The following is a 22,208-nucleotide window of genomic DNA, read 5'->3' as shown; positions in this document are numbered from 1 at the left end:
CTAAGTTAGCCAAGCTTAGGCCAATTAGTTTTGAACTTCTGCCCCAAACTTGGCTAGGATAGCTCGCGAACTTATTGAAAAATAAAGGAACTGGTATGACGAAATCATCGTCTTGGAAACCCGTAGTCTTACTCCCGGTCTTTGCTCCAGCAGTGATAGTGCTGCTGTTAATTGTCATAGGCACCATTAGTAATCCTGAACTCGCCGGCCAAGTTTTTTCTGAAGCTTTGGCCTATGTCACCCAAACCTTTGGTTGGTTTTACATGCTGGGCGTAGCCAGCTTTTTAATCTTTATCGTGATTGTGGCCCTTAGTAGCTGGGGGAACATTAAATTAGGCCCTGATCATGCCGAACCGCAATATCCGTTTCTTTCTTGGTTTGCCATGCTGTTTTCTGCAGGCTACGGCGTAGCACTGCTATTCTTTGGTGTTGCCGAGCCGGTTTTACACTACGCCTCCCCGCCTGAAGGCGCAGCAGAAACCCTCGATGCTGCTTCTCAAGCCATGCAAATTGCTTTTTTCCACTGGGGTTTTCATCTGTGGGCGATTTATGGGTTGGTCGGTTTAGTCTTAGCCTACTTTTCTTTTCGCCACGGTTTGCCGCTTTCTATGCGCTCGGCCCTGTATCCACTCATTGGTAAAAAGATTTACGGCCCTATCGGCCATACGGTAGATACCGTTGCCATCTTAGGCACACTGTTGGGGCTGGCTACCACCCTAGGCATTTCGGTGACGCAAATTAATGCCGGGGCTAATTACCTTTGGCCTTCAGTTGAGGTCAGTACCACCTTCCAAGTTACTGCTATTGCTCTGATTACTGGCCTAGCGTTGCTATCAGTACTCGCAGGAATGGATAAAGGTGTTAAACGCTTATCCATGCTGAATATGGCGATTGCTATTACCTTAATGGTGTTTGTTTTTGTTGTTGGCCCAAGTATTTTTATCCTCGAAACAGCGATGCAAAATACCGGTAGCTACTTAAATAATATTATTGAGCGCACCCTCAACTTACAGGCCTATTCACGTTCTGACTGGATCGGTAACTGGACTTTATTTGTCTTTGGTTGGAGTATTGCTTGGGCGCCTTTTGTTGGCCTGTTTATTGCAAAAATTAGCCGCGGCCGCACGATTCGCCAATTTGTGGCTGGCGTACTGATCGTCCCGACCACAGTTACGTTTTTATGGTTTTCAATTTTTGGCGACACCGCGCTTTACTTAATTATGGAACAAGGCTACACCGCACTTATCACCGAAGTACAAAATGATAATGCGATTGCCTTATTTAAATTATTTGAGCATCTGCCACTTACCTCAGTTACCTCACTATTAGCCGTGTGTTTAATTGTGACTTTCTTTGTCACCTCTTCTGACTCGGCAGCCTTAGTAATTGATTCTTTAGCCTCAGGTGGCGCCTTACATACCCCAACCTTCCAGAAAGCCTTTTGGGCGGTGATGCAAGGGGTATTAGCCAGCGTGTTACTGCTAGCAGGAGGACTCAAAGCACTGCAAACCATGAGCGTTATCAGTGCTTTACCCTTTACCTTAATTATGATGCTCTCAGCCATTGGGCTGTGGCGAGCACTGACCATTGAGGGGCACCGCACCACCAGCCTTAGCCATCAAAAGCCCAGTGTTCAGCAAGGCTTTACCAGCAGCGTCTCGTGGCAAAACCGCCTGTCGAGTATTGTCAGCTTTCCTAACCTGCAGCAAGTTGACGCTTACATTAAAGGCTCGGTATTAACTGCGATGCAAAAAATTTCCGAAGACCTCAATAAAAAAGGCTGGCCTTCAAGTGTGAGCTATGATGCCGAAGCGCACCGCGCTTTTATTGAAATCAGCAAAGGTGAAAAACTTGATTTCATCTACGATGTACGACTCTGTGAATACCCATTACCAGAGTTTGCCTATGCCAATGCCACCTTGCCAGAGGATACCAGTCAAGAACAGCTGTACTATCAAGCTGAAGTTTTTTTACGTCGCGGCGGACAATCCTATGATGTGTATGGCGTACCAGAAGCGGCGTTAATTACTGATATTTTAGATCAGCTAGAGAAATACCTGCACTTTAGGCATTTATCACCTGAAATTCTGCCGTGGAAAATGGCGGAACATGATGAAATGCTCACTACGCCAGAGTTTACGGACTCAAGCTCTCCCACAACGGAAACTTCCAATAGCTAATCAAAGTAGCTAATGAAACACGAAAAACGGCTGAAGTAATGAACTTTAGCCGTTTTTTTTCATCTATTGATAACTCTTTTTATTTATTTTTATTGTTTATTTAGGGGAATTATTATGACTAACAAGCTTTCTTTAACTGCTGTGCTCGCTGCCTCTTTTCTGGCTTTAGCTGCCTGCTCATCCCCTTCAACCATCACGCTAAAAGATGGTACTGAGATGCAAACCAAAGACACCCCACGCTACGATAAAAAAACAGGCTTTTATGAATTTAAGCAACTAGACGACAAGCCAAACCAAGTCAATAAAGATGATGTGCACAGTATTAAAAAGCTCTAATCAAGCATTTTGAGCGCACAAAAAAAACCCGACCTAAGGTCGGGTTTTCTAATTGCTTAATCTAGATTAGGCGCAGTTACTAGGCTTTCCAATAGCATTTAACACATACTGCGGTAAAGCAAAGGCGCCTTGGTGAGTTTCAGGATTGTAGTAACGAGTTACGATACCACTGCCCTGGAAACGCTGACGTAAGGTCTCAATTGGGGTATTACGTGCTGCTTTGTTTTTACTGGCCCAAGCAAAGGTCATGGTGCCACCAATATAGGTTGGTACTGCCGCCTGATAAAAATGCCAGTCAGCAAATAAACTGCTGATATTTTTTGCGGTTTTCTTGACTTCGTCTAACTGTAAAAAAGGCGTGCCATTTTGCGCCACAAAGATCCCATCATCACTTAAGCAACGGTGACAAGCCTGATAGAAGCTTTCCGAAAACAACACTTCAGCAGGTCCAATCGGGTCTGGGCAATCGCTAATAATGACATCAAACTTTTCGCTGCAATTAGCTAAAAACGTCATACCATCGGCAATCACTAAATTCACCCGAGGGTCATCAAAAGCGCCCTTAGAGTGATTCGGCAGGTAGGTTTTGCACATTTCCACCACGGTATTGTCAATCTCCACCATGGTGACATGGTCAACGCTATCGTGACGACATACTTCCCGCAGCATGCCGCCATCGCCACCACCAATAATCAGCACTCGGCGCGCTAAGCCATGGGCCATAATTGGCTGATGGGCCATCATTTCATGATAGACAAACTCATCGGCTTCGGTGGTCTGGATAGCACCATCTAATGCCATCACCCGTCCCATTTGTTGGTTTTCAAAAATGACTAAGTGCTGATGCTCAGTTTTAACTTCATGCAGCATAGTGTCCACTTTGAAAAACTGCCCGTATGTTGGGTAAAGCGTTTCGCGGTATTCATTCATGGTACAACCCACTCCTAAGTATTTTTATTGCTTTTCACAGCATGTTTAACGATGAGTAACCCGTTAGAAAATAATTGGGGTAGGTATTTACCATAAAGCGCCAGCAAATGCAGCAAAGCAAGCGAGACAAATTGTCCCCTCGCTAGCAAATTACCCGTATTATTCAGTACGCTCAGTCCAATACAGTGGCAGCTCAACGTCTTTAAATAGCTGATCAATTTCTTGCTGATTACTGCACTCCATTACTTTTTGCTGCTGCTCATCGGTCAGGTGGGGTGCAAAGCGATGAATAAAATCACGCATATACCCACGCAAAAAAGTACCCCGACGAAAACCGATTTTAGTCACGCTGGATTCAAACAGCTCACTGGCATCCAAAATCACCAAATCATCGTCTTCTAATTCATCCACTGCCATCCGCGCAACAATTCCTACGCCAATACCTAAGCGCACATAGGTTTTAATCACATCAGCATCGGCGGCAGTAAATACCACACGCGGGGTTAAGCCGGCTTTTTCAAAGGCATCGTCTAACTTAGAGCGACCAGTAAAACCAAACACATAGGTCACCAATGGATACTGAGCCAAATGCTCTAAGGTGAGTTTTTTCACTTCAGCTAAAGGATGATCACGGGTTACGATGACGCAGCGGTTCCAACGGTAGCAAGGCATCATGATCAGCTCATTAAACTGCTCAAAGCCTTCAGTGGCAATGGCAAAGTCCACCGTACCATCGGCCGCCATTTCTGCAATTTGCTGCGGTGTTCCTTGCTGCATATTCAGTGATACTTCAGGGTACTGGCTGATAAAACGCTTAATCACTGAAGGCAAAGCATAGCGCGCTTGGGTGTGGGTGGTAGCAATCGATAGCACACCACTGCTTTCACTGGAAAAATCATGGGCCACGCGCTTAATGTTTTCACATTTGCGTAAGATCTCACCGGCAGTTTGAATAATACTTTCTCCGGCAGCGGTGATGCGCGATAGCTGCTTGCCACTACGGGCAAAAATCTCAACCCCTAACTCATCCTCAAGTAAACGGATCTGTTTACTAATTCCTGGTTGCGATGTGTTTAGCACTTGGGCCGTAGCCGACACATTCAGCCCATTTCTTGAGACTTCCCAGATATAACGCAATTGCTGTAGTTTCATACAGAGCCACCTTTGATCAAATATGCTTATTAAGTGCCGGCTGTTTATACATTACTGCCAAACTTATAACTCATAGTTATACTACAACAGTGTTATTCCATTTAATCACTTAAAAAGATATTGATATTCAATAAAGCTATATGAAGGCTAAATACTGGCTATTCTCAATGAAATCTTTTCTCACCGCTCAATTTAACAGGGGCTTACCGAGAAAAATTCAAAACAAACAGCGATTGTCGAACAATTAAACAGGGCTTAGAACGCCTTTATCTAGAATTAACTGCCTTGAACAACTTGCTCAGGCCATTGCATACGCCACGCCTCAAAACCACCATCCATGCTATAGACCTGTTCAAAGCCTTGCTGATATAGATAATGAGCAGCTCCTTGACTGGAGTGACCGTGATAGCAGATGACAATGGTGGGCGCATCTAGATCTGCTTGGGCAATAAACTCAGCCAGTGAGTAATTATCTAGATGAATCGCTCCCGGCACATGGGCCACAGCAAAACTTTCAGGATCACGAATATCCACTAATACCGCACCTTGCTGCTGCAGTTCGGCAGTGTGCAATACATCAATATGCTTAAAACTCATGTTTTAATTCTCTAAGGGCAAAGCTGCTGGACAGGCATGCCGAATAATTTGGTGACTGTCAATATTCATTAAACTCATAGCGCCCCCCCAAACACAGCCCGTATCTAACGCGTACAAACCGGGCTCATCACAGTGCCCTGCTAAAGCAGCCCAGTGTCCAAAGATAATCTGCTCGCCTTGCATGACGCGAGCAGGCACTTTAAACCAAGGGACACAGTTCTTTGGTGCGTGCTCGAGGGTTTCTTTAGCAGAAAAGTCCAACTCACCAGATAAGCTACAAAAACGCATACGAGTAAAATAGTTAGTAATGACTCGCAAACGCTCCATTCCCCGCAAATGCTCACTCCATACTGCAGGTGTATTGCCATACATCTGGGCAAAAAACTCAGAGCGCACTGTAGGATCGCGCAGCACCTGATGGACTTCCTCGGCATAACTTTGTGCTTGGCTGACACTCCACATTGGTGCAACCCCAGCATGCACTAATGTGAGTTGGCGTTGGGCATCATAATGCATCAGCGGCTGCTGAATTAACCACCCTAACAGCTCATCGCAATCTGGCGCCTGTAACACTTCTAATAGGGTATCTTTACGTTTCAGCCGACTTGGATCATGCCAGGCAGCCAGCAAATGCAGATCATGATTACCTAAAACGGTGACCACTGAGTCTTGCATTTGATAAAGAAAGCGCAAAGTGGCTAAAGAGTCAGGTCCACGATTAACCAAATCCCCCACCAGCCATAACTGATCATACTGAGGATTAAACTGCACCTGTGCTAGCACCGCTTGCAATTGAGTTAAGCAACCTTGCACATCGCCAACGGCGTAAGTTGCCATCAGTGCAGCACTCCAGGCACCGCCATGCCAAAGGGATCAATCACTGCTTCAAATAGATGTCCATCCTCAGCCACCATACTAAAGCTACCCTGCATACTGCCGACTTCAGTGGGCATAATGGTGCCACTGCTGTACTGATAGGACTCATTAGGCAAAATAATCGGTTGCTCACCTACCACCTCCTCACCACGTACTTCCTGCACCTTGCCATTAGCATCAGTAATGATCCAATGCCGACTCAATAACTGCGCCGGTAACGTACCGTGATTGCGAATAGTTATATCGTAAGCAAACACATAACGTTCTTCTTCAGGCTGCGAATGCTCCTGGAGATAACGAGTTTTCACATCAACTTCAATGTTATACGACATACACTCTCCTCAATATCAGGGCCGCAGCTGCGGCTTTTCTTATAATAGACCAACCTCTTACCACTAGCTGACCAGCTGAGCCTCAGTTAAGGCATCGGCTAAACGTACAAATGCTGCCAAGTCTAGCTGCTCCGGCCGCAAAGTTGGATCTACCGCTGCCGCTACAATCTGCTCTTCAGACAACAACTTTTTCAATGTATTGCGCAAGGTCTTGCGGCGCTGGTTAAAGGCTTCGCGCACCACTATCTCTAAGTTGCGATGATCTTTAGCTTTAATTGGCGGTTCTGCATAAGGTGTTAAGCGCACAATGGCTGAGTCCACCTTGGGTGCTGGACTAAAGGCGCCAGGCCCCACATTAAATAAATGTTCCACCTGACAAAAGTACTGCACCATAATGGTTAAGCGCCCCCAATGACTACTGCCAGGCTCTGCTGCCATGCGCTCGACCACTTCTTTTTGCAGCATAAAGTGCATGTCTTTAATTAAGTGGCTGCTGGCCAACAAGTGAAAAATCAACGGCGTCGAAATATTATAGGGTAAATTACCTACTACTCGCAGACTATGGGCTTGTGGCTCTAATGACTGAAAGTCAAAACGCAGTGCATCCCCCTGGTGCAAAGTAAACTGCGGATTTAGTCCAAATTTAAGCTTAAGTAAAGGCACTAAATCGTTATCTAGCTCAATGACATCTAACTTAGCACCACTGGCTAGCAAACCATCGGTCAGCGCTCCTTGGCCTGGTCCAATTTCTAGTACATGTTGCCCAGCACTAGGATAGATCGCACGTAAGATTCGACTGATGACACCTTGGTCATGTAAAAAGTTTTGACCAAAGCGTTTACGCGCTCGGTGCTGATACAGGTCTGGCATTGGCATACTCCACAAATTAACTGCCTAAGTTTACCAGCTCGCCTAGGTGATAGGGCACTCTCATGGCGTTGAATTGTATAAAAACCAGCCAAAGCTTCGCTTAACGCTCAATTTATCCTTTTTTTTCAGATAGACTAGCGGCGCAATCTTTTGCCCTACCTTTGCTAAAAACTATCGAGTCACACATGTCTAGTACTTCCCGCCCTACTTTAGCTTTTTTCCCCGAATGGAAAGCCTTACTCAAATTGGCTATTCCCATCTTTATTGCACAATTAGCCAGTACTGCTATGGGGTTTGTCGATACAGTAATGGCTGGGCGAGTCAGTCCAGTAGATTTAGCAGCTGTAGCGCTCGGCAACTCAATTTGGGTTCCCGTGTACTTATTAATGAATGGAATTTTACTCACCACCACTGCTCAAGTTTCCCGCCATTTTGGCGGTGGTACCGAGCATAAAATCGGCATGCTGGTGCGCCAAGCATTATGGCTTGGCTTATTCCTTGGTTGTCTATTTGGTGTTTTACTATGGAATGCCACGCCTATTTTGGTTTGGCGTGAAGTGGATCCTGAGCTAATCACTCTTTCCATGGGCTATCTACGAGCAGTAGCTTGTGGTTTTCCAGCTGTTGCTATTTATTTAGTCCTGCGTTGTTACAGTGAAGGCCTTGGCCGCACCCGCCCTAGCATGGTCATCGCTCTACTGGGTTTAGCCGTAAATATTCCCTTAAACTACATTTTGATCAATGGTAAGTTTGGCTTACCTGCCTTAGGTGGCGTGGGGTGTGGTGTTGCTACCGGTATTGTGATGGCCTTTATGATGCTAGCGCAAATTGTTTGGGTGCGCTGGGCACCTTATTACAAGCGCAGCAAGTTAATTGGACGCTTTGATTGGCCTAATAAAAAACGAATTAAAGGTTTGTTATTCCGTGGTATTCCAATTGGCATTGCGATCTTTGCTGAGGCCAGCATTTTTTCTATTATTGCTTTATTGATTGGTAATCTAGGGGCCCACACCGTTGCCGGCCATCAAACCGCCCTGAACTTTAGTGCCATTACCTTTATGCTGCCTTACTCCTTAGCTATGGCCGCCACCGTGCGTGTGGGCCAAGCCTTAGGCGCTAACTCAAGCACAGGGGCACGCTTCTCAGCAAAGGTCGCACTTATCACCGCCTTTAGTTTATCTATTGGCTCAGCCTCTTTGATGTATTTTGGTCGCTTTATGATTGCCGGTATCTATACCCAAGATGCCCAGGTACTAGCAATTGCTGCCTCCTTGATTATTTATGCTGCTATTTATCAAATTCCTGATGCGATTCAGGTCACCGCCGCCGGAGCTTTACGGGGCTATCAAGACAATAAAGTAACCATGATTTTTACCTTATTTGCTTATTGGGGAATCGGTTTACCAATTGGTTATATTTTAGGTCTAACTGATTACTGGGGCCCAGCCCAAGGCCCTGCTGGCTTATGGCAAGGTTTAATTATCGGTCTCACATGCTCTGGCTTGTTACTAGGTAGTCGTTTATATCGTGTGGCACAGCGTGCCACATACCACCATTTATACGCCACCTACTCTGAGCTAGCTGGGCATTAAAGATTTTATTTACTTAGCCCCGCTCCCCCCATAAAATGCAGAGCTATTTATGGGCTGCAGCCAGCCCTGTTCAAGGTAGAGCACTATTATTAGGAAGTCGTATGTACCGCATTTTTAACACCCATGAGCAAGCCGCACAATTCACCGCCCACTTGCTGCAGGATTTTATTAGTCAGCGTCCTGCGGGCGTATTAGGCTTAGCCACTGGCGGCACCATGGAGCCGGTATACGCGCATTTAATTGAGCTAATTAAGCAACACAACACCTCCCTTGAGCAGCTAACCACCTTTAACTTAGATGAGTATGTTGGCTTAAGTCGTACTCACCCACAAAGTTACTATCACTACATGCAAGAGCATTTATTTGCCCATCTGCCGTCGTGCCCAGACTCAATCAACCTGCCCAATGGCTGTGCTACTGACTTGGAGCAGGAATGCCGACGTTACACTGCAGCCATTCGTAGCCATGGTGGTTTAGACTTGCAGCTACTAGGGGTTGGTTCCAATGGTCATATTGGTTTTAATGAGCCGCATACCGCTTTTAACTCTATAACCCATGTGGTCGAATTATCTGAGCAAACCCGCCTAGATAATGGTCGCTTCTTTGACAGCTTTGATGAAGTTCCCACCCAAGCCATTACCATGGGCATTCAAGACATTATGCAAGCCAAACAGATTGTCTTAGTAGTCACTGGTGCCCATAAAGCACATACGGTTTTAGACTTTTTCAACTCGGCAGTTTGTGAGTCGATGCCAGCCTCTTGCCTAAAAAATCATCCCAACTTTCTACTGGTCATGGATCAAGCAGCAGCCCAACTAGTTTCAGCCGAAACATTAAAAAAGCTTGCCTAGGCCCCTCCTTGACTCGCTTAGAGGCCAACCAATCTCTAGGCGACAACCCTTTTTTCAAGCCTCTCAGCCCTAACCGCTTTCCCCTTCTGCTCTTTTAGCGTAAGCCTCGCCGCACTATCCCTACCACAGCAATCTATGACCGTTTATCAGGAAAGCTGAACATTTTTTTAGTGACTCCACTCTGATTTTACGAGCGTTGCAAGAACCTGAGCCTAGGTTCCAATGTGAGACTGATAATAAATTACGGAGTAATCATTATGAAAACCACTAACAAATTTGCCTGCGTTGCTATGACTACCGCCCTACTGGCTGGCTTACCTTTGTCACAAGCTTTCGCTGAAAATTCTGTTAAAGATTCAGTTAGTCACGCCGCTTCTGAAGTAAAAGAAGCCAGCTCAGATACTTGGATTACCAGTAAAGTAAAATCAACTTTCTTAGCCGATCACGCGATTAGCGGCCTTGATATTAAAGTAGAAACCAACAATGGTGTGGTATCTCTCAGTGGTACCGTTAACACGCCAGCTGAACGCGACCTTGCAATTGAGCGCGCCCAAGGTATTAAAGGCGTCACTAATGTCGCTGCCGATGGCCTAAAAGTCACCGGCCATCAATAAGCTCTCTCTTGTAGGGCTAGCTAGCACTCAAGCATGCTAGCTAGTCTTTCCATTTAGCTAATACAACTACAACCATCCATAAAAGGTGAGTCGCAATGAACACAGATATTATTAAAGGTAAGTGGAAACAGCTAAAAGGAGATATTCAGAAAAAATGGGGCCAATTAACCGATGACGATCTTGATGTGGCTGAAGGTCATACCGAGTACTTAGCTGGCAAGTTACAAGAGCGTTATGGCTGGACTAAAGAGCAAGCCGAGAAAGAACTCAAAGAGTTTAGTGAAAAATACTAATCTCTAAACCCACTCCTAAACTGCTAACCAAAACCTGTGTTTGGTTAGCAATTAAGCCCAAGGCTGAAGATAACGTCAGCCTTGGGCTTTTTACATTTGGCCTGGCAAGATTAATCACTGGTAGTTTTAAGCAAGACAAAAGTCTAATCCCGTGCTAGAATTTGCGCCCTGTTCTTTGACAATTTCTGGTGACTTAACTATGCAGCCTATGCTGAATATCGCGCTGCGCGCTGCGCGTGCCGCTGGCGAATTTATTATTCGCGCTACTGAACGATTTGATGCTAATTCCGTGAGCGAGAAAGACGCTAAAGACTATGTCACCGAGGTTGATCGCGCTGCCGAAAAAATCATCGTTGAAGCCCTACTCAAAGCTCACCCTGATCATTCCATTCTTGGTGAAGAAGGTACCCGTATCCAAGGCACCGGTGCCGGTGCTGATTACCAATGGATTATCGATCCACTCGATGGTACTACTAACTTTATTCGTGGCGTTCCCCAATTTGCGGTAAGTATTGCTTGTAAATACCGTGGCCGTTTAGAGCACGCGGTGGTGGTTGACCCTGTTCGCCAAGAAGAGTTTACCGCTAGCCGTGGCCGTGGCGCCGCATTAAATGGCCGCCGAATTCGAGTCAGCAAACAAAAGAGTCTCGATGGAGCTTTATTAGGTACCGGTTTTCCGTTCCGCGACTCACAGATGGAACATTTTGAAAACTATCTTGGAATGCTGCGTAACCTTACCGGACAAACTGCTGGAATTCGCCGTGCCGGTGCAGCCAGCTTAGATTTAGCCTATGTGGCTGCTGGCCGCTTTGATGCGTTCTGGGAGTATGGCCTATCTGAATGGGATATGGCTGCAGGCGTCCTACTAATTCAAGAAGCTGGTGGTTTAGTCAGTGACTTTGTGGGTGGCCATAGCCACTTAGAAAGTGGGCATATTGTAGCGGGTAACGCTAAATGCTTTAAAGCGGTACTTACCGCGATTCAGCCGAATGTGCCTTCTAGCATGAAGCCACAAAAAGCCAGCACAGCCTCATACTAAGATATTTTTGGTGATCACTGCCCTATCAGTCAGTGATCACCGATCTTAAGCGATACAAACGACTATCTATTAGTTGCAACTGACTCTGTTTTCTAGCGTGGTTCGTAATCCCATCCCACGCGGGGTTTACCCCAAACCAAAACTAAGGACTCTTTATGCATTCTGCGACTCCCCCTTCAAATCCAGCTAACGCTCAGAGCAATACGGCACGAGCCTTAGTTATTTTCTCTGGCGGTCAAGACTCAACCACTTGCTTAATTCAAGCCATTAACGACTACGGTGCCGCACAAGTAGAAGCCATTACTTTTACTTACGGGCAACGGCATGCCATTGAATTAGAGTGTGCCAGCAAAATTTTACAGCACTTCAATATTAAACAGACTCTGCTAGATCTCTCACTGCTACAGCAAGTCACGACTAATGCGCTGATGGACAGTAGCGCCCCCATTGAAGACTACGATGATGCGCCACCTAATACGCTGGTTGAAGGACGCAATGCGCTGTTCTTACTCTACGCCGCAATTTACGCCAAAAGCCAAGGCATTCAACAACTGATTATTGGCGTGAGCGAGGCCGACTCCAGTGGTTATCCCGATTGCCGCCAAGCCTTTATTCAGTCAATGGAAAACACCTTACAACTAGCCATGGATTTTCCGTTTAAAATCCACGCACCCTTAATGCAGCTCACTAAAGCGCAAACCTGGGCACTGGCCGACCAACTACAACACCTAGAGTTTGTTCGAGACTATAGCCATACCTGCTATGAGGGCGTGAAAGGAGGTTGCCATCAATGCCCTAGCTGTTTATTACGGGAAAAAGGCCTTGCTGAATACCTCGCCCAGCGCTCAGCCAGCACCGCTAAGGAGTAATCGATGAAAATTGTAAAGCACTTTAGTTTTGACAGCGCACACTTACTCGATTGCCATGATGGTAAATGCCAAAACCTGCATGGACACACTTACCAACTCGAAGTAGAGGTGCAAGGCCCACTGATTAAATCTGGCCCCAAAGCCGGCATGGTGTTGGATTTTGCCGACCTCAAGCAAGCAGTTAAACAGCAAATAGTCGATCACCTTGACCATGCGTTTATTTACGATATACATAGCGAAAAAGAAAGCACCATCGCCCAGCTACTGCAAAGCTGGCAGATGAAAACCTTTGCTTTTAAAGGGCGGACCACGGCCGAAATGCTGAGCCAGTTTATCTTTGATCAACTCAGCACCAAGCTGCCTATCAGCCGTATACGGCTTTATGAAACGCCCAGCTCTTACGCTGAGTGCAACAGCCCCTCAAGCAAGGAGGCCAGTGATGATTAAGCTGGCCACAGAACCACAGTTTAATATCGTCGAAATTTTTCAAAGCCTGCAAGGTGAGGGCTATAACACCGGGATGGACGCTATTTTTATCCGTTTTGGTAAATGCAATCTCGCCTGCCCTTGGTGTGATACGGATTATCTTAGCTATAGCACGCTGTCACTCAGCGAAATTCTTAAGCAAGTAGAAGCTTTGAGTGCAACCAATATCATTATTACCGGCGGCGAACCTAGTGTAGTACCAGAGATTGACCTGCTACTAAAACAACTCAAGCAGCGCGGCTACTTTCTAACGATAGAAACCAATGGCTTACAGCCAGTACCCAGTGAAATTGACTTTATTAGTGCTAGCCCTAAAGCGCTTTACGCCAAGAAATATCATAGTCAGATGCTAACTCAAGCCGATGAGGTGCGGATTGTAGTGGATGGTGATGTCTTTGACTTTTGCCAGTTTATAGAACAGCACTTGCCTGCCAAGCATTACTATCTATCGCCTTGCGAGCAAATCACTGTATCCAGCAGCAAGACGTCTTCCCCTTCCTTTACCTTGCTTGAAACCTTACAACTGCTGGGCCGGTTAAACCAACGAGCACAGGGCCAGCCGCACTGGCAGCTGAGCTTACAAACCCATAAATTGCTAGGTATTCGCTAATAATAAACAAGCCCTGGGCGGTTTTCACGAACCGAAGCCCCGGTGGCAAGTCCTATTCTCTAACCTGGTCAGTTTGATAATTAATTAAGCTGGCCAGTGATAACTTTATAACCAAGAGATGACGAGCTATGAATATCTTTACTGCACTTCGAGAAAGCCACGATATCCAGCGCGAACTCTGCGCTAAAGTCACCAACACTCAAGGTGAATCCAGTGAACGCGATAGTCTCTTTCAACAGTTAGTCCGTGAGCTTAAAGCCCATGCTCGGGCTGAAGAGCGGTTTTTCTATTTACCCTTAATGGAGTATGACCAAGGAGTAGATTTAAGCCGCCACGCCATTGCTGAACACCATGAAATGGATGAACTGATTGAACAACTACAAGCAACCGAGTACTCAAGTCCTACTTGGTTAGTGTATGCCAAGCAATTGAGCGATCTGGTAGTACACCATCTAAAAGAAGAAGAGCATCGTTTCTTTCAAATGGCCGGTAAACTCTTATCAGAAGAAGAAAAAGTACAACTGGTTAAAGGTTATAACCAAGACTATCAAAATGGGCTTCAAGAGTTTTAATCCTATTTTACTTAGCAACAAAAAAAGGCCAGCTCATTAGGCTGGCCTTGCGCTAAGCAATACTGATTAAACTTGTAGAATAATAATACCTACCACAATAAAACCTACGCCAACTATTCCTTTAGTTCCTAAGCGGGATTTAAACACTAAGCGGTCAATCGCAACGGTACCTAAAATACCTAGGCTACCCCAAGCCGAATAGGCCACGCCCAATGGAATGTAGCGCACCACAAAACTTAATAAAACAAAGGCTAAGATAATTAATGCAATACTACCTGCGGCCCAGGCTTTTTTCTTAAAGCCTTTCGAACGCTTTACGCAATAGTTTGCCAGTAGGTCCAGCGTCACCGATCCTACTAATAAGGATGCTGGAATAATCATAGGGTCACCTTTCCTTTTTTCGGTCCTTCTACTGAAGGCTTAAGTTCGTTGTCAGCTTCATCGTTAGCGCTATCGAAAGTGATCAGCATCAGCCCCACCATCATTAAGCCAATAGCGCCAATTTCTTTTAAATTTAGGTATTCACCAAAGAATACAATGCCAGCCATGGCAATTAAGAACAGGCCTAAACCTTCCCAAATCGCATAAGACACGGCTAAAGGAATGCGAATTACCGCACGAGAAAAAGCATAAAACGAAAGTGAAATCATGGTTGCCATCACTAGGTAACCTAGGACTGGCGAGCTGTTGGATGCGTATTTCATGCCGATTGTACTAATTACTTCCGCCACTACAGCCAGAAATAACATTAGCCAATAATACATGTGAACCTCGTTTAGACGCCGCTCTTAGGTGCCACTGCACATGGAATAAGAGTCTTGTAATCTACAAGCGCGTCTGAATTGTTAATAATAAATGCGTTAAACAACGCAGGTTAAAACAATAGGTACGAGGGTACGCTAGCGGCCACCGCGCCAGCCGATTTCATAGAAATGATGATTTTGTAGGGAGGTGTTAGATAACTGAAGAACTATGCTTAAACAAGACATAAAAAAGTTTAGGGAGCCAATCGTAGGTGCGATTATAGCATAAATCTATCAAAGCACCAACTTTGCTTATTAGTCCTCCTCAAATTGCATAAGCTCACGCTGTAAGGCTGCCCGCACACAGTGCAGAATTCCAGGGTCAACTCCTTTAAACATAGGCTGTAGCTCACTAACTTTAGGTAACCCTTGTTGCTCATCGCCCATAGCTAAAAAAGCATCCTGAATCTCTTCAATTAATGGATTAGAAATATCTATAGCCTGCTCTAACGTCAGCTGTCCATCGGCCAAGGCACTGGCCATTAATGCGTACACATTTTTACTGCTGCACTGCAGTTGTTGACTGATTTGCTCCGGCGACATCCCTGCCCGTGCTAAACATACCAGCTCGTGGGTTAAATCACTGGGCTTAACTGCTGGCTGTGCGGCAGGTTCTGTCTCAGCAGCTGTAAATACCGCGAGGAAGGCACTGCCATAACGTTTGAGCTTATGCTCGCCCACCCCACTGACTGCAGCTAACTCGGCCAAACTGGTGGGGTGACTACGGAGCATCTCCAATAACGTGGCATCGGGAAAAATTACATAGGGAGGCACCTGATGCTCTTGGGCCAAATGCCGTCTGAGCTGGCGCAACTGCTCCCACAATGCACGCTCATGCTCTTTTACCAGCTGGCTAGCGGCTGAGGCGTTATAGGTTTTCTTTGGCGCTAGATCAAGGCGTAACTCCAGTGCTTGCTCACCACGCAACAAAGGCCGGCAAGAGTCATTTAAACGCAATCCACCATAACCCTCAACATCCACATCAACTAAGCCTCGAGCGACCAATTGACGAAATAAAGTCCGCCACTGAGTTTCATCCATCTTAAAGTTGGCACCCGCGTTATACACGGATAAGTGCTGATGCCCTACTTCACGGATACGTTGATTGTCTTTACCCAAAATGACATCCGTCACATGGCCGACACCATAGCGCTGTCCGGTACGATAAATCGCCGACAAGGCTAAACGAGCGGCCTCAGTTGCATCCCAGGTTTGCACCTGATCAACGCAGTTATCACAGTGGCCACACGGCTGAGCTAACTCCTCATCAAAATAGTTAAGCAAGGCCTGGCGACGGCAACGGGACTCTTCACAGAGCGCCAGCATTGCATCGAGTTTGTGCTGCTCAACACGCTTATATTTGGCTTCACTTTCAGACTCCGCCAACATGCGTTTTAAAAACAATACATCATTTAAGCCGTAGGTCATCCAGGCATCCGCTGGTAAACCATCGCGCCCAGCACGTCCTGTTTCTTGGTAGTAAGCCTCAAGGGATTTAGGCAAGTCCAAATGCGCGACAAAGCGCACGTTAGGCTTATCAATCCCCATGCCAAACGCAATGGTTGCCACCATGATCAAGCCTTCTTCATTAATAAAACGCTGCTGATGCAAAGCGCGCACTTCCGGCTCCAACCCAGCATGATAGGGTAACGCCAAATAACCTTGCTCGGTTAGAAACTGTGCTGTTTCCTCTACCTTTTTCCGCGACATGCAATAAACAATGCCCGCATCCTCTTTGCGACTGGCTAAAAACTTTAACAATTGCTGTTGCGGGCGATCTTTCACCACAATCCGATAAAAAATATTGGGCCGATCAAAACTTGAAACAAAGCGCTGGGCTTGCTCTAAATGTAAGCGCTGCACAATTTCATTTTGGGTGCGGGCATCGGCGGTGGCAGTTAAGGCAATGCGCGGCACCTTAGGAAACCACGTGGCCAGCTGACTTAGCTGTAAATATTCGGGGCGAAAGTCATGCCCCCATTGCGACACGCAATGCGCCTCGTCAATGGCAAATAAACTGATTTGCAGGCGCTGTAAAAAGGCCAGCATCCGTGGTTGCAATAAACGCTCTGGCGCCACATACAGTAATTTGAGCTGTCCTGAGCGTAGTTGATCGGCAATCTGTTTTTGCTCTTCATAGGACTGACTGGAGTTTAAGGCAGCTGCTTGTACCCCTTGTTCTAGCAGAGTGCTGACCTGATCTTGCATTAAGGCAATTAGCGGTGAAACCACCACCGCGAGCCCTTCTCGCAGTAATGCCGGCAACTGATAACATAAGGATTTGCCACCACCGGTAGGCATCAGCACTAAAGCATCATGCCCCGTTACCACCTGCTCGATAATGGCTGCTTGCTGACCGCGAAAAGCGTCATACCCAAATACTTGCTTTAAGGTTTTTAACGCGCGTTCCACAGCCTTACTCCAAAATTTTGACCCAGTGCCAATTGACTAACGCACTGAGTAATCGCAAGAAAAACAACCAAATGGCAACGGCTTAAACCAAAATTAACTTTTGCAGTGCCATCGACAAACTGGCCAACAGTAACATAATCGAAAAAATGCGCTGCAGTATGACACCACCGAGCCTCTCTGCCAGCTTATTACCTAGCAAAACACCCAGCATGCCACCGCAGGCTAATCCTGCCAGTAAAGTAGTAGAAGGCTCAGCACTGGATAGATAAATAAAAAAGCCAGCCCCCGAAACAATCGCAATCACCGCCATCGAGGTAGCAGCTGCAGCAAGCATCGATAAAGGGCTAAACCATAACAGTGCCGGCACAATTAAAAAGCCGCCGCCTACCCCCATTAAGCCGGATAACACGCCAACCAATAAACCGATTACCACCAACGCTGCAGGCTTTAACTCGGGAACCGACCGTTGCTCGCTCAAACTGGCATTACGCCACATCCGCCACGCAGACCATAACACCAGTAAACAAAAGGCTAAAATCAACCAAAACTCAGGAATGTACTGGCCTATTTGTTGCCCTAGCCAGCTTCCCGGCAAACCAGTACTGGCCAGTAAAAACACCGGAGCCAGCTTAACTTGTCCGGCTCGCCACCGGGGAATCGCACCAATCAGCGCAGATAAAGCCACTGCCCCTAAACTCACACCAATTGCATCGCGCAGAGGCAAATGCAAACTAAGCAATAAAGGCAACCCTACCAACGAGCCACCGGCTCCAGTAAGCCCAAGCAATAAGCCTAGCACTCCGCCAATGGCTAAGGCTTCCACAAGTAAGGCATCGATCGGCATGCTTGAGTCGCCTAAATCAGTTAGGTGTACTTGGTAAAGATTTTGCGCACCTCAAGCAAGGTGTCGCTTTTATCTAGTTCAGGATTTAACACTGCCTCTTCTAACAGGCAGGCCAGCATTTCTTGATAGGCTTTGTCTAACGCGCGGCGTGCCGCACTAAATTGTTGGGCAATGGCTTCACAATTTTCTTCGCGCAAGACCATCGCTTGAATACCCCGAATTTGTCCCTCTACTCGTGCTAAACGCTTAACTAACGCTTGCTGCTGGGCAGCACGCAAATCACTACTCATTGTTTTCTCCGCGTCAACGACGCCTGACTAAGCTGCTACCTCGCAGCTTAAACTGACACATAATTAAATTAGGGTAATTTTAACACACTTGACCCTGAGACGATCAGCGCTGCCGATAAACTGCAACCAACCCCCATTTAGCGCCATAAAAATAGCGAGCCGAAGCTCGCTATTTAGTGACACCTATTTAATTAAGCCTGTGTATCAAAGGTCAGGTAACCCTGTGGTCAAATGCACCACCTACTCTTTGGTTCAGTCATCTTGCTTGTTTTTTAAGACTTGGCCATTAGCTGCATCAAGCTCTAAATCCCACTTCACACCTTGCGCATCTTTTAAATCCACTTCATACACATAGCGGTTACCGTCTTGCTCAAGTTCGGCTTTGTAAATTTCAGCACCAGGATGCTGCTCTAATACCACTTGATTTAACTGCTCAACCGACTGAATAGTGCCAGCACCAGTTAATTGATTAATTTCTTCAGGAGTTAAATCACGTGCTTGAGCCAGTCCTGCAGATAAAGCCAGTGCAGCAATGGAGGCAGTGGTTAAGGTCATCAGCTTCTTCATGATAGTTCTCCAGTAGTAAAACAAATACAGATTTTAGATCGAATACAATCCTGTGGTTAAAGACGTGTTGCCTAGGATAAAACACGCCATAAACTGCTTAAATCCGTTATCTATTCAGACTGGACACCCAAAAAATAATTCCATTTCGCTATAGAAAAAGCTAAAAAGTTGAAACCTAGTACCGATAAGAGTACCTTTTGCAGCTCTTACTTAATAACGATTACATTTGGCTTTTTATGCAAAGTCCCCAGCAGCCAATTCAGGCATGCGCCTCCTTAGCTCATACCGAGCTATCTGAATCAGCGACGCTACACCGTGTACTGGCTGACCAGCGCCTAGGTCAGCAACTGCAAGCCAGCTTATTACCTGCTGCCGAACTTAGCTGGCAGGCGTACCACTTCCACTCATTGGTCCGCCCCGCCTTATATTTATCAGGCGATACTTTAGATTACTTAGCCTTGGATCAAGATCGGCACTTTTTCTATTTAGCCGATGTAGCGGGACACGGTACAGCATCTGCCCTTGGCAGTGTGCTGTTACAAGGACTCATGCGCCAAGCGATTGCTAACGGCCAAAATCATTTAACGCCAGCCAGTATCCTACAAGCGATCAATCAGCAGTGGCTTACCATTGGTATTGAAAAACATGCCACGTTAATTTTAGGTTGCATTGATCAGCGTAGCCAACAACTCACCTGGAGCATGGCCGGTCATCTACCCGCTCCAGTGTTTATGCAACAAGGTCAGGCTCGTTTTTTAAGTGGCAAAGGGCAGCCAATTGGTTTATTTGCCAATGCTCAATACAGCGACAATAGCCTAGACTTAAGTCAGCCCTTTAGTCTGCATCTATTTTCCGATGGCGTCTTTGAGCTGCTCAATGCCCAACGTTTACAAGCCAAAGAGCAACAACTGCTAGAACTAGTTGAACAGACCTCTGGCCAATGGAGTGAGCTGCTGAGCCAGCTAAGACTAGACCGCTCGGAAGTAATTGACGATGATGTGGCTCTATTGACCATTAGCCGGATGCTTTAATGAATACAGGTAAAATTCAATACGCGATCCAGATGCCGACCTTCATTCTGAAGTTCTCAGGAGATGTGCGTCTTACGCTGTGTAATGAGCTCAGCACGGCTATCCATAAAGCGCTAAATACCCAGCCCTTTACCTCAATCTTGGTGGATTTAACCGAAGCCATTAGCTTAGACAGCACGACCCTTGGGCTCTTGGCTAAATTGTCGATTTTATCGCAACAGCAACTGGGTATTTTTCCTACTATTGTTTCCACTAACCCTGATATTAGCCACTTACTTGATTCGATGGGCTTTAATCAGGTATTTAATCTGGTGCATACCCAGCAACCCTGCCCTGAATGCTTAAATGATTTGCCAGCGCAACCGCTATCTGAGGCCACGGTAAAAGCCAGAGTGCTGGAAGCCCACCAAATTCTGATGGGCTTAAACGAAGAAAATCGCCAATCCTTTCACAGCTTAGTGGAATACCTACAGGATCAAACGCCGCACAACTAAACCCGCGTCGCCTGCAGGCACTGCTAGCGCTGAAAAACTAATAACCGGCCCCGGTACTGCTCTTCACCTGGCCCATGCTCTAACCGCACCTGCTCAGCTAATTGAAAGCCGAACTCAGCCAAATGACGGCGTACATGGTTATGGTAACCGCGGTTAGGATCAACCAACCAGATAGTCGCCTCTGGCGCCGCATAGCGCTGAATAAACTGCGCCACCTGCAATGCATTGTCTGGCTCATACAAAATATCGCTAGCTAAGATGTAATCGTAAGTTCCAGAGAGTAACGGTGCATTGGTATCCAAAATAGATGCCGGCTGGTTAACTCCCCACTGCCCATGCAAGAAAGGAATTTCAGCTAAATTATTAAGCTGGGTATTTTTGCGTAAGAACTTTGGCGCTAAGGGGTGACGATCACTGGCGGTGATATTAAGCCCCAGCTGTTTGGCGACCATGCTGGCAATACCTAAACCACAGCCAATTTCTAAAATCCGCTGGTCTGCTGCGATGGTTCGTTTTAATAGTTTTTTTGCTAGCTGAATACTCGAGGGCCAAACCAGTCCAAAAATTGGCCAGGCGGCTGAGCAAATACCTAAGCGTTGCGCTTGTTGCTGTGGATCGTAAAACTGTTGATGATCGAGAAGTGATTTAATGGTCAGCGAATGCTGAGCATTTAACTGAATAATGTCTTGTTTAACCTGATAAGTAACCGCACTCATTGACACTGCATATTCAAAGGCCTCCTAAAGTACTGATAACAGCACTATCGCAGAGATTGCAGCAAAAGGCGAATCGGGCTAAATAATCTGCTAACTAGAAAGCAAAAAACGCCAATTACGGCGCTTTTTACTCGATCCATTAAAACAACTTGCTAATCTAAGCCGCCGCTCCACTGTGAAAGCGAAACTTTTCATCTGGCGTTAAAATAGCTTCCTGCTCTTTTTCCTTAAAAAAAGCAATCCGCGGCTCAATGGGCTCTTTGGCATACAGCTCAGCCATCCGTAAATAATCTTGATAATGACGCATTTCAGTTTTCAGCAAGGAACGATAAAACTTGGCTAGTTCTTCATCCAAATACGGCGCTAACTGATAAAACCGCTCGCACGAGCGTGCCTCAATAAAAGCACCAACAATTAAGGTATCAATCAAGCGCTCAGGTTCTTGGCTGCGAATATGCTGATGCAGGCGCTGGGCGTACAACGAAGCACTCAGCTGGCGATACTTAATACCGCGCTTTTTCATCAACGCGGTGACTTGCTCAAAGTGACGCAACTCTTCCCGAGCTAAACGGGATAGCTTTTGCTGTAACTGCTCTTTTTCCGCGTAGCGAAACATTAAAGTCATCGCCGTACCGGCCGCTTTTTTCTCGCAGTTAGCGTGATCAATCAGCAATAACTCTTGGTGCTCCAAAGCCTGTTCAATCCAAGCTTTGGGGGTTGGGCAAGGTAAAAATTCAATTAACTCAGGGGCTAATTCAGTCGTCACAACACTCACTCATAGTTTTCAATCACGCTCAGGCTAAGGCTCAGTAAAAACATTTAGCCTTAGCCTCATTATTGGTGATTCGTTAA

Annotated in this window: 27 protein-coding genes; 13 read left to right on the top strand and 14 right to left on the bottom strand. The window is 46.2% G+C overall.

Annotation, left to right across the window (positions count from 1 at the left end; translation table 11 throughout):
- Positions 1-95 precede the first annotated feature (95 nt).
- On the top strand, positions 96-2,180 hold the full coding sequence (locus AKN87_RS01200) for a BCCT family transporter (protein WP_053101676.1): 2,085 nt from the start codon (positions 96-98) through the stop codon (positions 2,178-2,180).
- 114 nt (positions 2,181-2,294) lie between these two features.
- Positions 2,295-2,516 carry a YgdI/YgdR family lipoprotein gene (locus tag AKN87_RS01195; RefSeq protein WP_053101675.1) on the top strand — a complete coding sequence of 74 codons (222 nt, stop codon included), beginning with the start codon at positions 2,295-2,297 and terminating at the stop codon, positions 2,514-2,516.
- A 66-nt stretch (positions 2,517-2,582) separates the two neighbouring features.
- Here the strand turns inward: AKN87_RS01195 and speE are convergent, their stop codons facing one another.
- The 6 genes from speE to rsmA all read right to left on the bottom strand — a co-directional run bounded on the left by speE (position 2,583) and on the right by rsmA (position 7,273).
- A complete protein-coding gene (gene speE / locus AKN87_RS01190) occupies positions 2,583-3,446 on the bottom strand; it encodes a polyamine aminopropyltransferase (RefSeq protein WP_053101674.1) in 864 nt (287 codons plus the stop codon).
- A 159-nt stretch (positions 3,447-3,605) separates the two neighbouring features.
- Positions 3,606-4,598, bottom strand: a complete 993-nt coding sequence (gene cysB, locus AKN87_RS01185; protein ID WP_053101673.1) for an HTH-type transcriptional regulator CysB — start codon at positions 4,596-4,598, stop codon at positions 3,606-3,608.
- Positions 4,599-4,874: 276 nt separating this feature from the next.
- The gene (gene glpE / locus AKN87_RS01180) at positions 4,875-5,195 is read right to left on the bottom strand and encodes a thiosulfate sulfurtransferase GlpE (protein WP_053101672.1); all 321 of its coding nucleotides are present in this window, start codon (positions 5,193-5,195) and stop codon (positions 4,875-4,877) included.
- A gap of 3 nt (positions 5,196-5,198) precedes the next feature.
- Complete coding sequence (locus tag AKN87_RS01175) at positions 5,199-6,032, bottom strand: symmetrical bis(5'-nucleosyl)-tetraphosphatase (protein WP_053102225.1); 834 nt, start codon at positions 6,030-6,032, stop codon at positions 5,199-5,201.
- Complete coding sequence (apaG, locus tag AKN87_RS01170) at positions 6,032-6,403, bottom strand: Co2+/Mg2+ efflux protein ApaG (RefSeq protein ID WP_053102224.1); 372 nt, start codon at positions 6,401-6,403, stop codon at positions 6,032-6,034. The genes AKN87_RS01175 and apaG overlap by 1 nt, the downstream gene beginning before the upstream one ends.
- 63 nt (positions 6,404-6,466) lie before the next feature.
- Positions 6,467-7,273 carry a 16S rRNA (adenine(1518)-N(6)/adenine(1519)-N(6))-dimethyltransferase RsmA gene (rsmA, locus tag AKN87_RS01165; RefSeq protein WP_053101669.1) on the bottom strand — a complete coding sequence of 269 codons (807 nt, stop codon included), beginning with the start codon at positions 7,271-7,273 and terminating at the stop codon, positions 6,467-6,469.
- A 185-nt stretch (positions 7,274-7,458) separates the two neighbouring features.
- Between rsmA and AKN87_RS01160 the strand changes: the two genes are divergently transcribed.
- The 9 genes from AKN87_RS01160 to AKN87_RS01120 all read left to right on the top strand — a co-directional run bounded on the left by AKN87_RS01160 (position 7,459) and on the right by AKN87_RS01120 (position 14,199).
- On the top strand, positions 7,459-8,865 hold the full coding sequence (locus tag AKN87_RS01160; protein WP_053102223.1) for an MATE family efflux transporter: 1,407 nt from the start codon (positions 7,459-7,461) through the stop codon (positions 8,863-8,865).
- Between the two features lie 101 nt (positions 8,866-8,966).
- Positions 8,967-9,716, top strand: a complete 750-nt coding sequence (gene nagB / locus AKN87_RS01155) for a glucosamine-6-phosphate deaminase (RefSeq protein ID WP_053102222.1) — start codon at positions 8,967-8,969, stop codon at positions 9,714-9,716.
- 257 nt (positions 9,717-9,973) lie between these two features.
- Positions 9,974-10,330 (top strand): BON domain-containing protein, encoded by a 357-nt coding sequence (locus AKN87_RS01150; RefSeq protein ID WP_053101668.1) that lies wholly within the window; start codon positions 9,974-9,976, stop codon positions 10,328-10,330.
- Between the two features lie 95 nt (positions 10,331-10,425).
- Positions 10,426-10,623 carry a CsbD family protein gene (locus tag AKN87_RS01145; RefSeq protein ID WP_053101667.1) on the top strand — a complete coding sequence of 66 codons (198 nt, stop codon included), beginning with the start codon at positions 10,426-10,428 and terminating at the stop codon, positions 10,621-10,623.
- 199 nt (positions 10,624-10,822) lie between these two features.
- On the top strand, positions 10,823-11,662 hold the full coding sequence (locus AKN87_RS01140; protein WP_053101666.1) for an inositol monophosphatase family protein: 840 nt from the start codon (positions 10,823-10,825) through the stop codon (positions 11,660-11,662).
- A gap of 155 nt (positions 11,663-11,817) precedes the next feature.
- Positions 11,818-12,531, top strand: coding sequence for a 7-cyano-7-deazaguanine synthase QueC (gene queC / locus AKN87_RS01135; protein WP_053101665.1), 714 nt, complete (start codon positions 11,818-11,820; stop codon positions 12,529-12,531).
- 3 nt (positions 12,532-12,534) lie between these two features.
- Complete coding sequence (gene queD, locus AKN87_RS01130; protein WP_053102221.1) at positions 12,535-12,978, top strand: 6-carboxytetrahydropterin synthase QueD; 444 nt, start codon at positions 12,535-12,537, stop codon at positions 12,976-12,978.
- Positions 12,971-13,627, top strand: coding sequence for a 7-carboxy-7-deazaguanine synthase QueE (locus AKN87_RS01125; protein ID WP_053102220.1), 657 nt, complete (start codon positions 12,971-12,973; stop codon positions 13,625-13,627). Before queD ends, AKN87_RS01125 begins: the two co-directional genes overlap by 8 nt.
- A gap of 128 nt (positions 13,628-13,755) precedes the next feature.
- Positions 13,756-14,199 carry a hemerythrin domain-containing protein gene (locus AKN87_RS01120; protein ID WP_053102219.1) on the top strand — a complete coding sequence of 148 codons (444 nt, stop codon included), beginning with the start codon at positions 13,756-13,758 and terminating at the stop codon, positions 14,197-14,199.
- A 66-nt stretch (positions 14,200-14,265) separates the two neighbouring features.
- On the opposite strand, the gene AKN87_RS01115 is transcribed toward AKN87_RS01120, so the two are convergent.
- The 6 genes from AKN87_RS01115 to AKN87_RS01090 all read right to left on the bottom strand — a co-directional run bounded on the left by AKN87_RS01115 (position 14,266) and on the right by AKN87_RS01090 (position 19,115).
- Positions 14,266-14,580 carry a DMT family transporter gene (locus tag AKN87_RS01115; protein ID WP_053101661.1) on the bottom strand — a complete coding sequence of 105 codons (315 nt, stop codon included), beginning with the start codon at positions 14,578-14,580 and terminating at the stop codon, positions 14,266-14,268.
- On the bottom strand, positions 14,577-14,963 hold the full coding sequence (locus tag AKN87_RS01110; RefSeq protein WP_053101660.1) for a DMT family transporter: 387 nt from the start codon (positions 14,961-14,963) through the stop codon (positions 14,577-14,579). The genes AKN87_RS01115 and AKN87_RS01110 overlap by 4 nt, the downstream gene beginning before the upstream one ends.
- Before the next feature lie 294 nt (positions 14,964-15,257).
- Positions 15,258-17,414 (bottom strand): DNA helicase RecQ, encoded by a 2,157-nt coding sequence (gene recQ, locus AKN87_RS01105; protein WP_053102218.1) that lies wholly within the window; start codon positions 17,412-17,414, stop codon positions 15,258-15,260.
- 82 nt (positions 17,415-17,496) lie between these two features.
- Positions 17,497-18,252, bottom strand: a complete 756-nt coding sequence (locus AKN87_RS01100; RefSeq protein WP_053103590.1) for a sulfite exporter TauE/SafE family protein — start codon at positions 18,250-18,252, stop codon at positions 17,497-17,499.
- Between the two features lie 26 nt (positions 18,253-18,278).
- Positions 18,279-18,548 (bottom strand): metal-sensing transcriptional repressor, encoded by a 270-nt coding sequence (locus AKN87_RS01095; RefSeq protein ID WP_053101658.1) that lies wholly within the window; start codon positions 18,546-18,548, stop codon positions 18,279-18,281.
- A gap of 252 nt (positions 18,549-18,800) precedes the next feature.
- Complete coding sequence (locus AKN87_RS01090; protein WP_053102217.1) at positions 18,801-19,115, bottom strand: PepSY domain-containing protein; 315 nt, start codon at positions 19,113-19,115, stop codon at positions 18,801-18,803.
- Positions 19,116-19,351: 236 nt separating this feature from the next.
- On the opposite strand from AKN87_RS01090, the gene AKN87_RS01085 reads away from it, so the two are divergent.
- Positions 19,352-20,146: a PP2C family protein-serine/threonine phosphatase gene (locus AKN87_RS01085; RefSeq protein WP_148561480.1), complete on the top strand. Its 795-nt coding sequence runs from the start codon at positions 19,352-19,354 to the stop codon at positions 20,144-20,146.
- Positions 20,146-20,640 (top strand): STAS domain-containing protein, encoded by a 495-nt coding sequence (locus tag AKN87_RS01080; RefSeq protein WP_053101655.1) that lies wholly within the window; start codon positions 20,146-20,148, stop codon positions 20,638-20,640. The genes AKN87_RS01085 and AKN87_RS01080 overlap by 1 nt, the downstream gene beginning before the upstream one ends.
- A gap of 23 nt (positions 20,641-20,663) precedes the next feature.
- On the opposite strand, the gene AKN87_RS01075 is transcribed toward AKN87_RS01080, so the two are convergent.
- On the bottom strand, positions 20,664-21,356 hold the full coding sequence (locus AKN87_RS01075) for a class I SAM-dependent methyltransferase (RefSeq protein WP_053101654.1): 693 nt from the start codon (positions 21,354-21,356) through the stop codon (positions 20,664-20,666).
- Positions 21,357-21,513: 157 nt separating this feature from the next.
- Positions 21,514-22,122, bottom strand: a complete 609-nt coding sequence (gene miaE, locus AKN87_RS01070) for a tRNA-(ms[2]io[6]A)-hydroxylase (protein ID WP_053102215.1) — start codon at positions 22,120-22,122, stop codon at positions 21,514-21,516.
- Positions 22,123-22,208: the final 86 nt, after the last annotated feature.

The organism is Thiopseudomonas alkaliphila, assembly GCF_001267175.1.
Lineage (GTDB): Bacteria > Pseudomonadota > Gammaproteobacteria > Pseudomonadales > Pseudomonadaceae > Oblitimonas > Oblitimonas alkaliphila.
This window is presented reverse-complemented; position numbering and strand designations above follow the sequence as displayed.

Excerpts from the sequence above, each read along its gene's own strand:
- queC (WP_053101665.1), top strand. The coding sequence starts at position 11,818 with ATGCATTCTGCGACTCCCCCTTCAAATCCAGCTAACGCTCAGAGCAAT.
- AKN87_RS01125 (WP_053102220.1), top strand. The coding sequence starts at position 12,971 with ATGATTAAGCTGGCCACAGAACCACAGTTTAATATCGTCGAAATTTTT.
- AKN87_RS01075 (WP_053101654.1), bottom strand. The coding sequence starts at position 21,356 with ATGAGTGCGGTTACTTATCAGGTTAAACAAGACATTATTCAGTTAAAT.
- rsmA (WP_053101669.1), bottom strand. The coding sequence starts at position 7,273 with ATGCCAGACCTGTATCAGCACCGAGCGCGTAAACGCTTTGGTCAAAAC.
- AKN87_RS01080 (WP_053101655.1), top strand. The coding sequence starts at position 20,146 with ATGAATACAGGTAAAATTCAATACGCGATCCAGATGCCGACCTTCATT.
- AKN87_RS01090 (WP_053102217.1), bottom strand. The coding sequence starts at position 19,115 with ATGAAGAAGCTGATGACCTTAACCACTGCCTCCATTGCTGCACTGGCT.
- AKN87_RS01150 (WP_053101668.1), top strand. The coding sequence starts at position 9,974 with ATGAAAACCACTAACAAATTTGCCTGCGTTGCTATGACTACCGCCCTA.
- AKN87_RS01120 (WP_053102219.1), top strand. The coding sequence starts at position 13,756 with ATGAATATCTTTACTGCACTTCGAGAAAGCCACGATATCCAGCGCGAA.
- AKN87_RS01115 (WP_053101661.1), bottom strand. The coding sequence starts at position 14,580 with ATGATTATTCCAGCATCCTTATTAGTAGGATCGGTGACGCTGGACCTA.
- apaG (WP_053102224.1), bottom strand. The coding sequence starts at position 6,403 with ATGTCGTATAACATTGAAGTTGATGTGAAAACTCGTTATCTCCAGGAG.
- AKN87_RS01145 (WP_053101667.1), top strand. The coding sequence starts at position 10,426 with ATGAACACAGATATTATTAAAGGTAAGTGGAAACAGCTAAAAGGAGAT.
- nagB (WP_053102222.1), top strand. The coding sequence starts at position 8,967 with ATGTACCGCATTTTTAACACCCATGAGCAAGCCGCACAATTCACCGCC.
- AKN87_RS01160 (WP_053102223.1), top strand. The coding sequence starts at position 7,459 with ATGTCTAGTACTTCCCGCCCTACTTTAGCTTTTTTCCCCGAATGGAAA.
- AKN87_RS01110 (WP_053101660.1), bottom strand. The coding sequence starts at position 14,963 with ATGTATTATTGGCTAATGTTATTTCTGGCTGTAGTGGCGGAAGTAATT.
- AKN87_RS01140 (WP_053101666.1), top strand. The coding sequence starts at position 10,823 with ATGCAGCCTATGCTGAATATCGCGCTGCGCGCTGCGCGTGCCGCTGGC.
- AKN87_RS01085 (WP_148561480.1), top strand. The coding sequence starts at position 19,352 with ATGCAAAGTCCCCAGCAGCCAATTCAGGCATGCGCCTCCTTAGCTCAT.
- AKN87_RS01175 (WP_053102225.1), bottom strand. The coding sequence starts at position 6,032 with ATGGCAACTTACGCCGTTGGCGATGTGCAAGGTTGCTTAACTCAATTG.
- AKN87_RS01095 (WP_053101658.1), bottom strand. The coding sequence starts at position 18,548 with ATGAGTAGTGATTTGCGTGCTGCCCAGCAGCAAGCGTTAGTTAAGCGT.
- glpE (WP_053101672.1), bottom strand. The coding sequence starts at position 5,195 with ATGAGTTTTAAGCATATTGATGTATTGCACACTGCCGAACTGCAGCAG.
- queD (WP_053102221.1), top strand. The coding sequence starts at position 12,535 with ATGAAAATTGTAAAGCACTTTAGTTTTGACAGCGCACACTTACTCGAT.
- cysB (WP_053101673.1), bottom strand. The coding sequence starts at position 4,598 with ATGAAACTACAGCAATTGCGTTATATCTGGGAAGTCTCAAGAAATGGG.
- AKN87_RS01200 (WP_053101676.1), top strand. The coding sequence starts at position 96 with ATGACGAAATCATCGTCTTGGAAACCCGTAGTCTTACTCCCGGTCTTT.
- speE (WP_053101674.1), bottom strand. The coding sequence starts at position 3,446 with ATGAATGAATACCGCGAAACGCTTTACCCAACATACGGGCAGTTTTTC.
- AKN87_RS01195 (WP_053101675.1), top strand. The coding sequence starts at position 2,295 with ATGACTAACAAGCTTTCTTTAACTGCTGTGCTCGCTGCCTCTTTTCTG.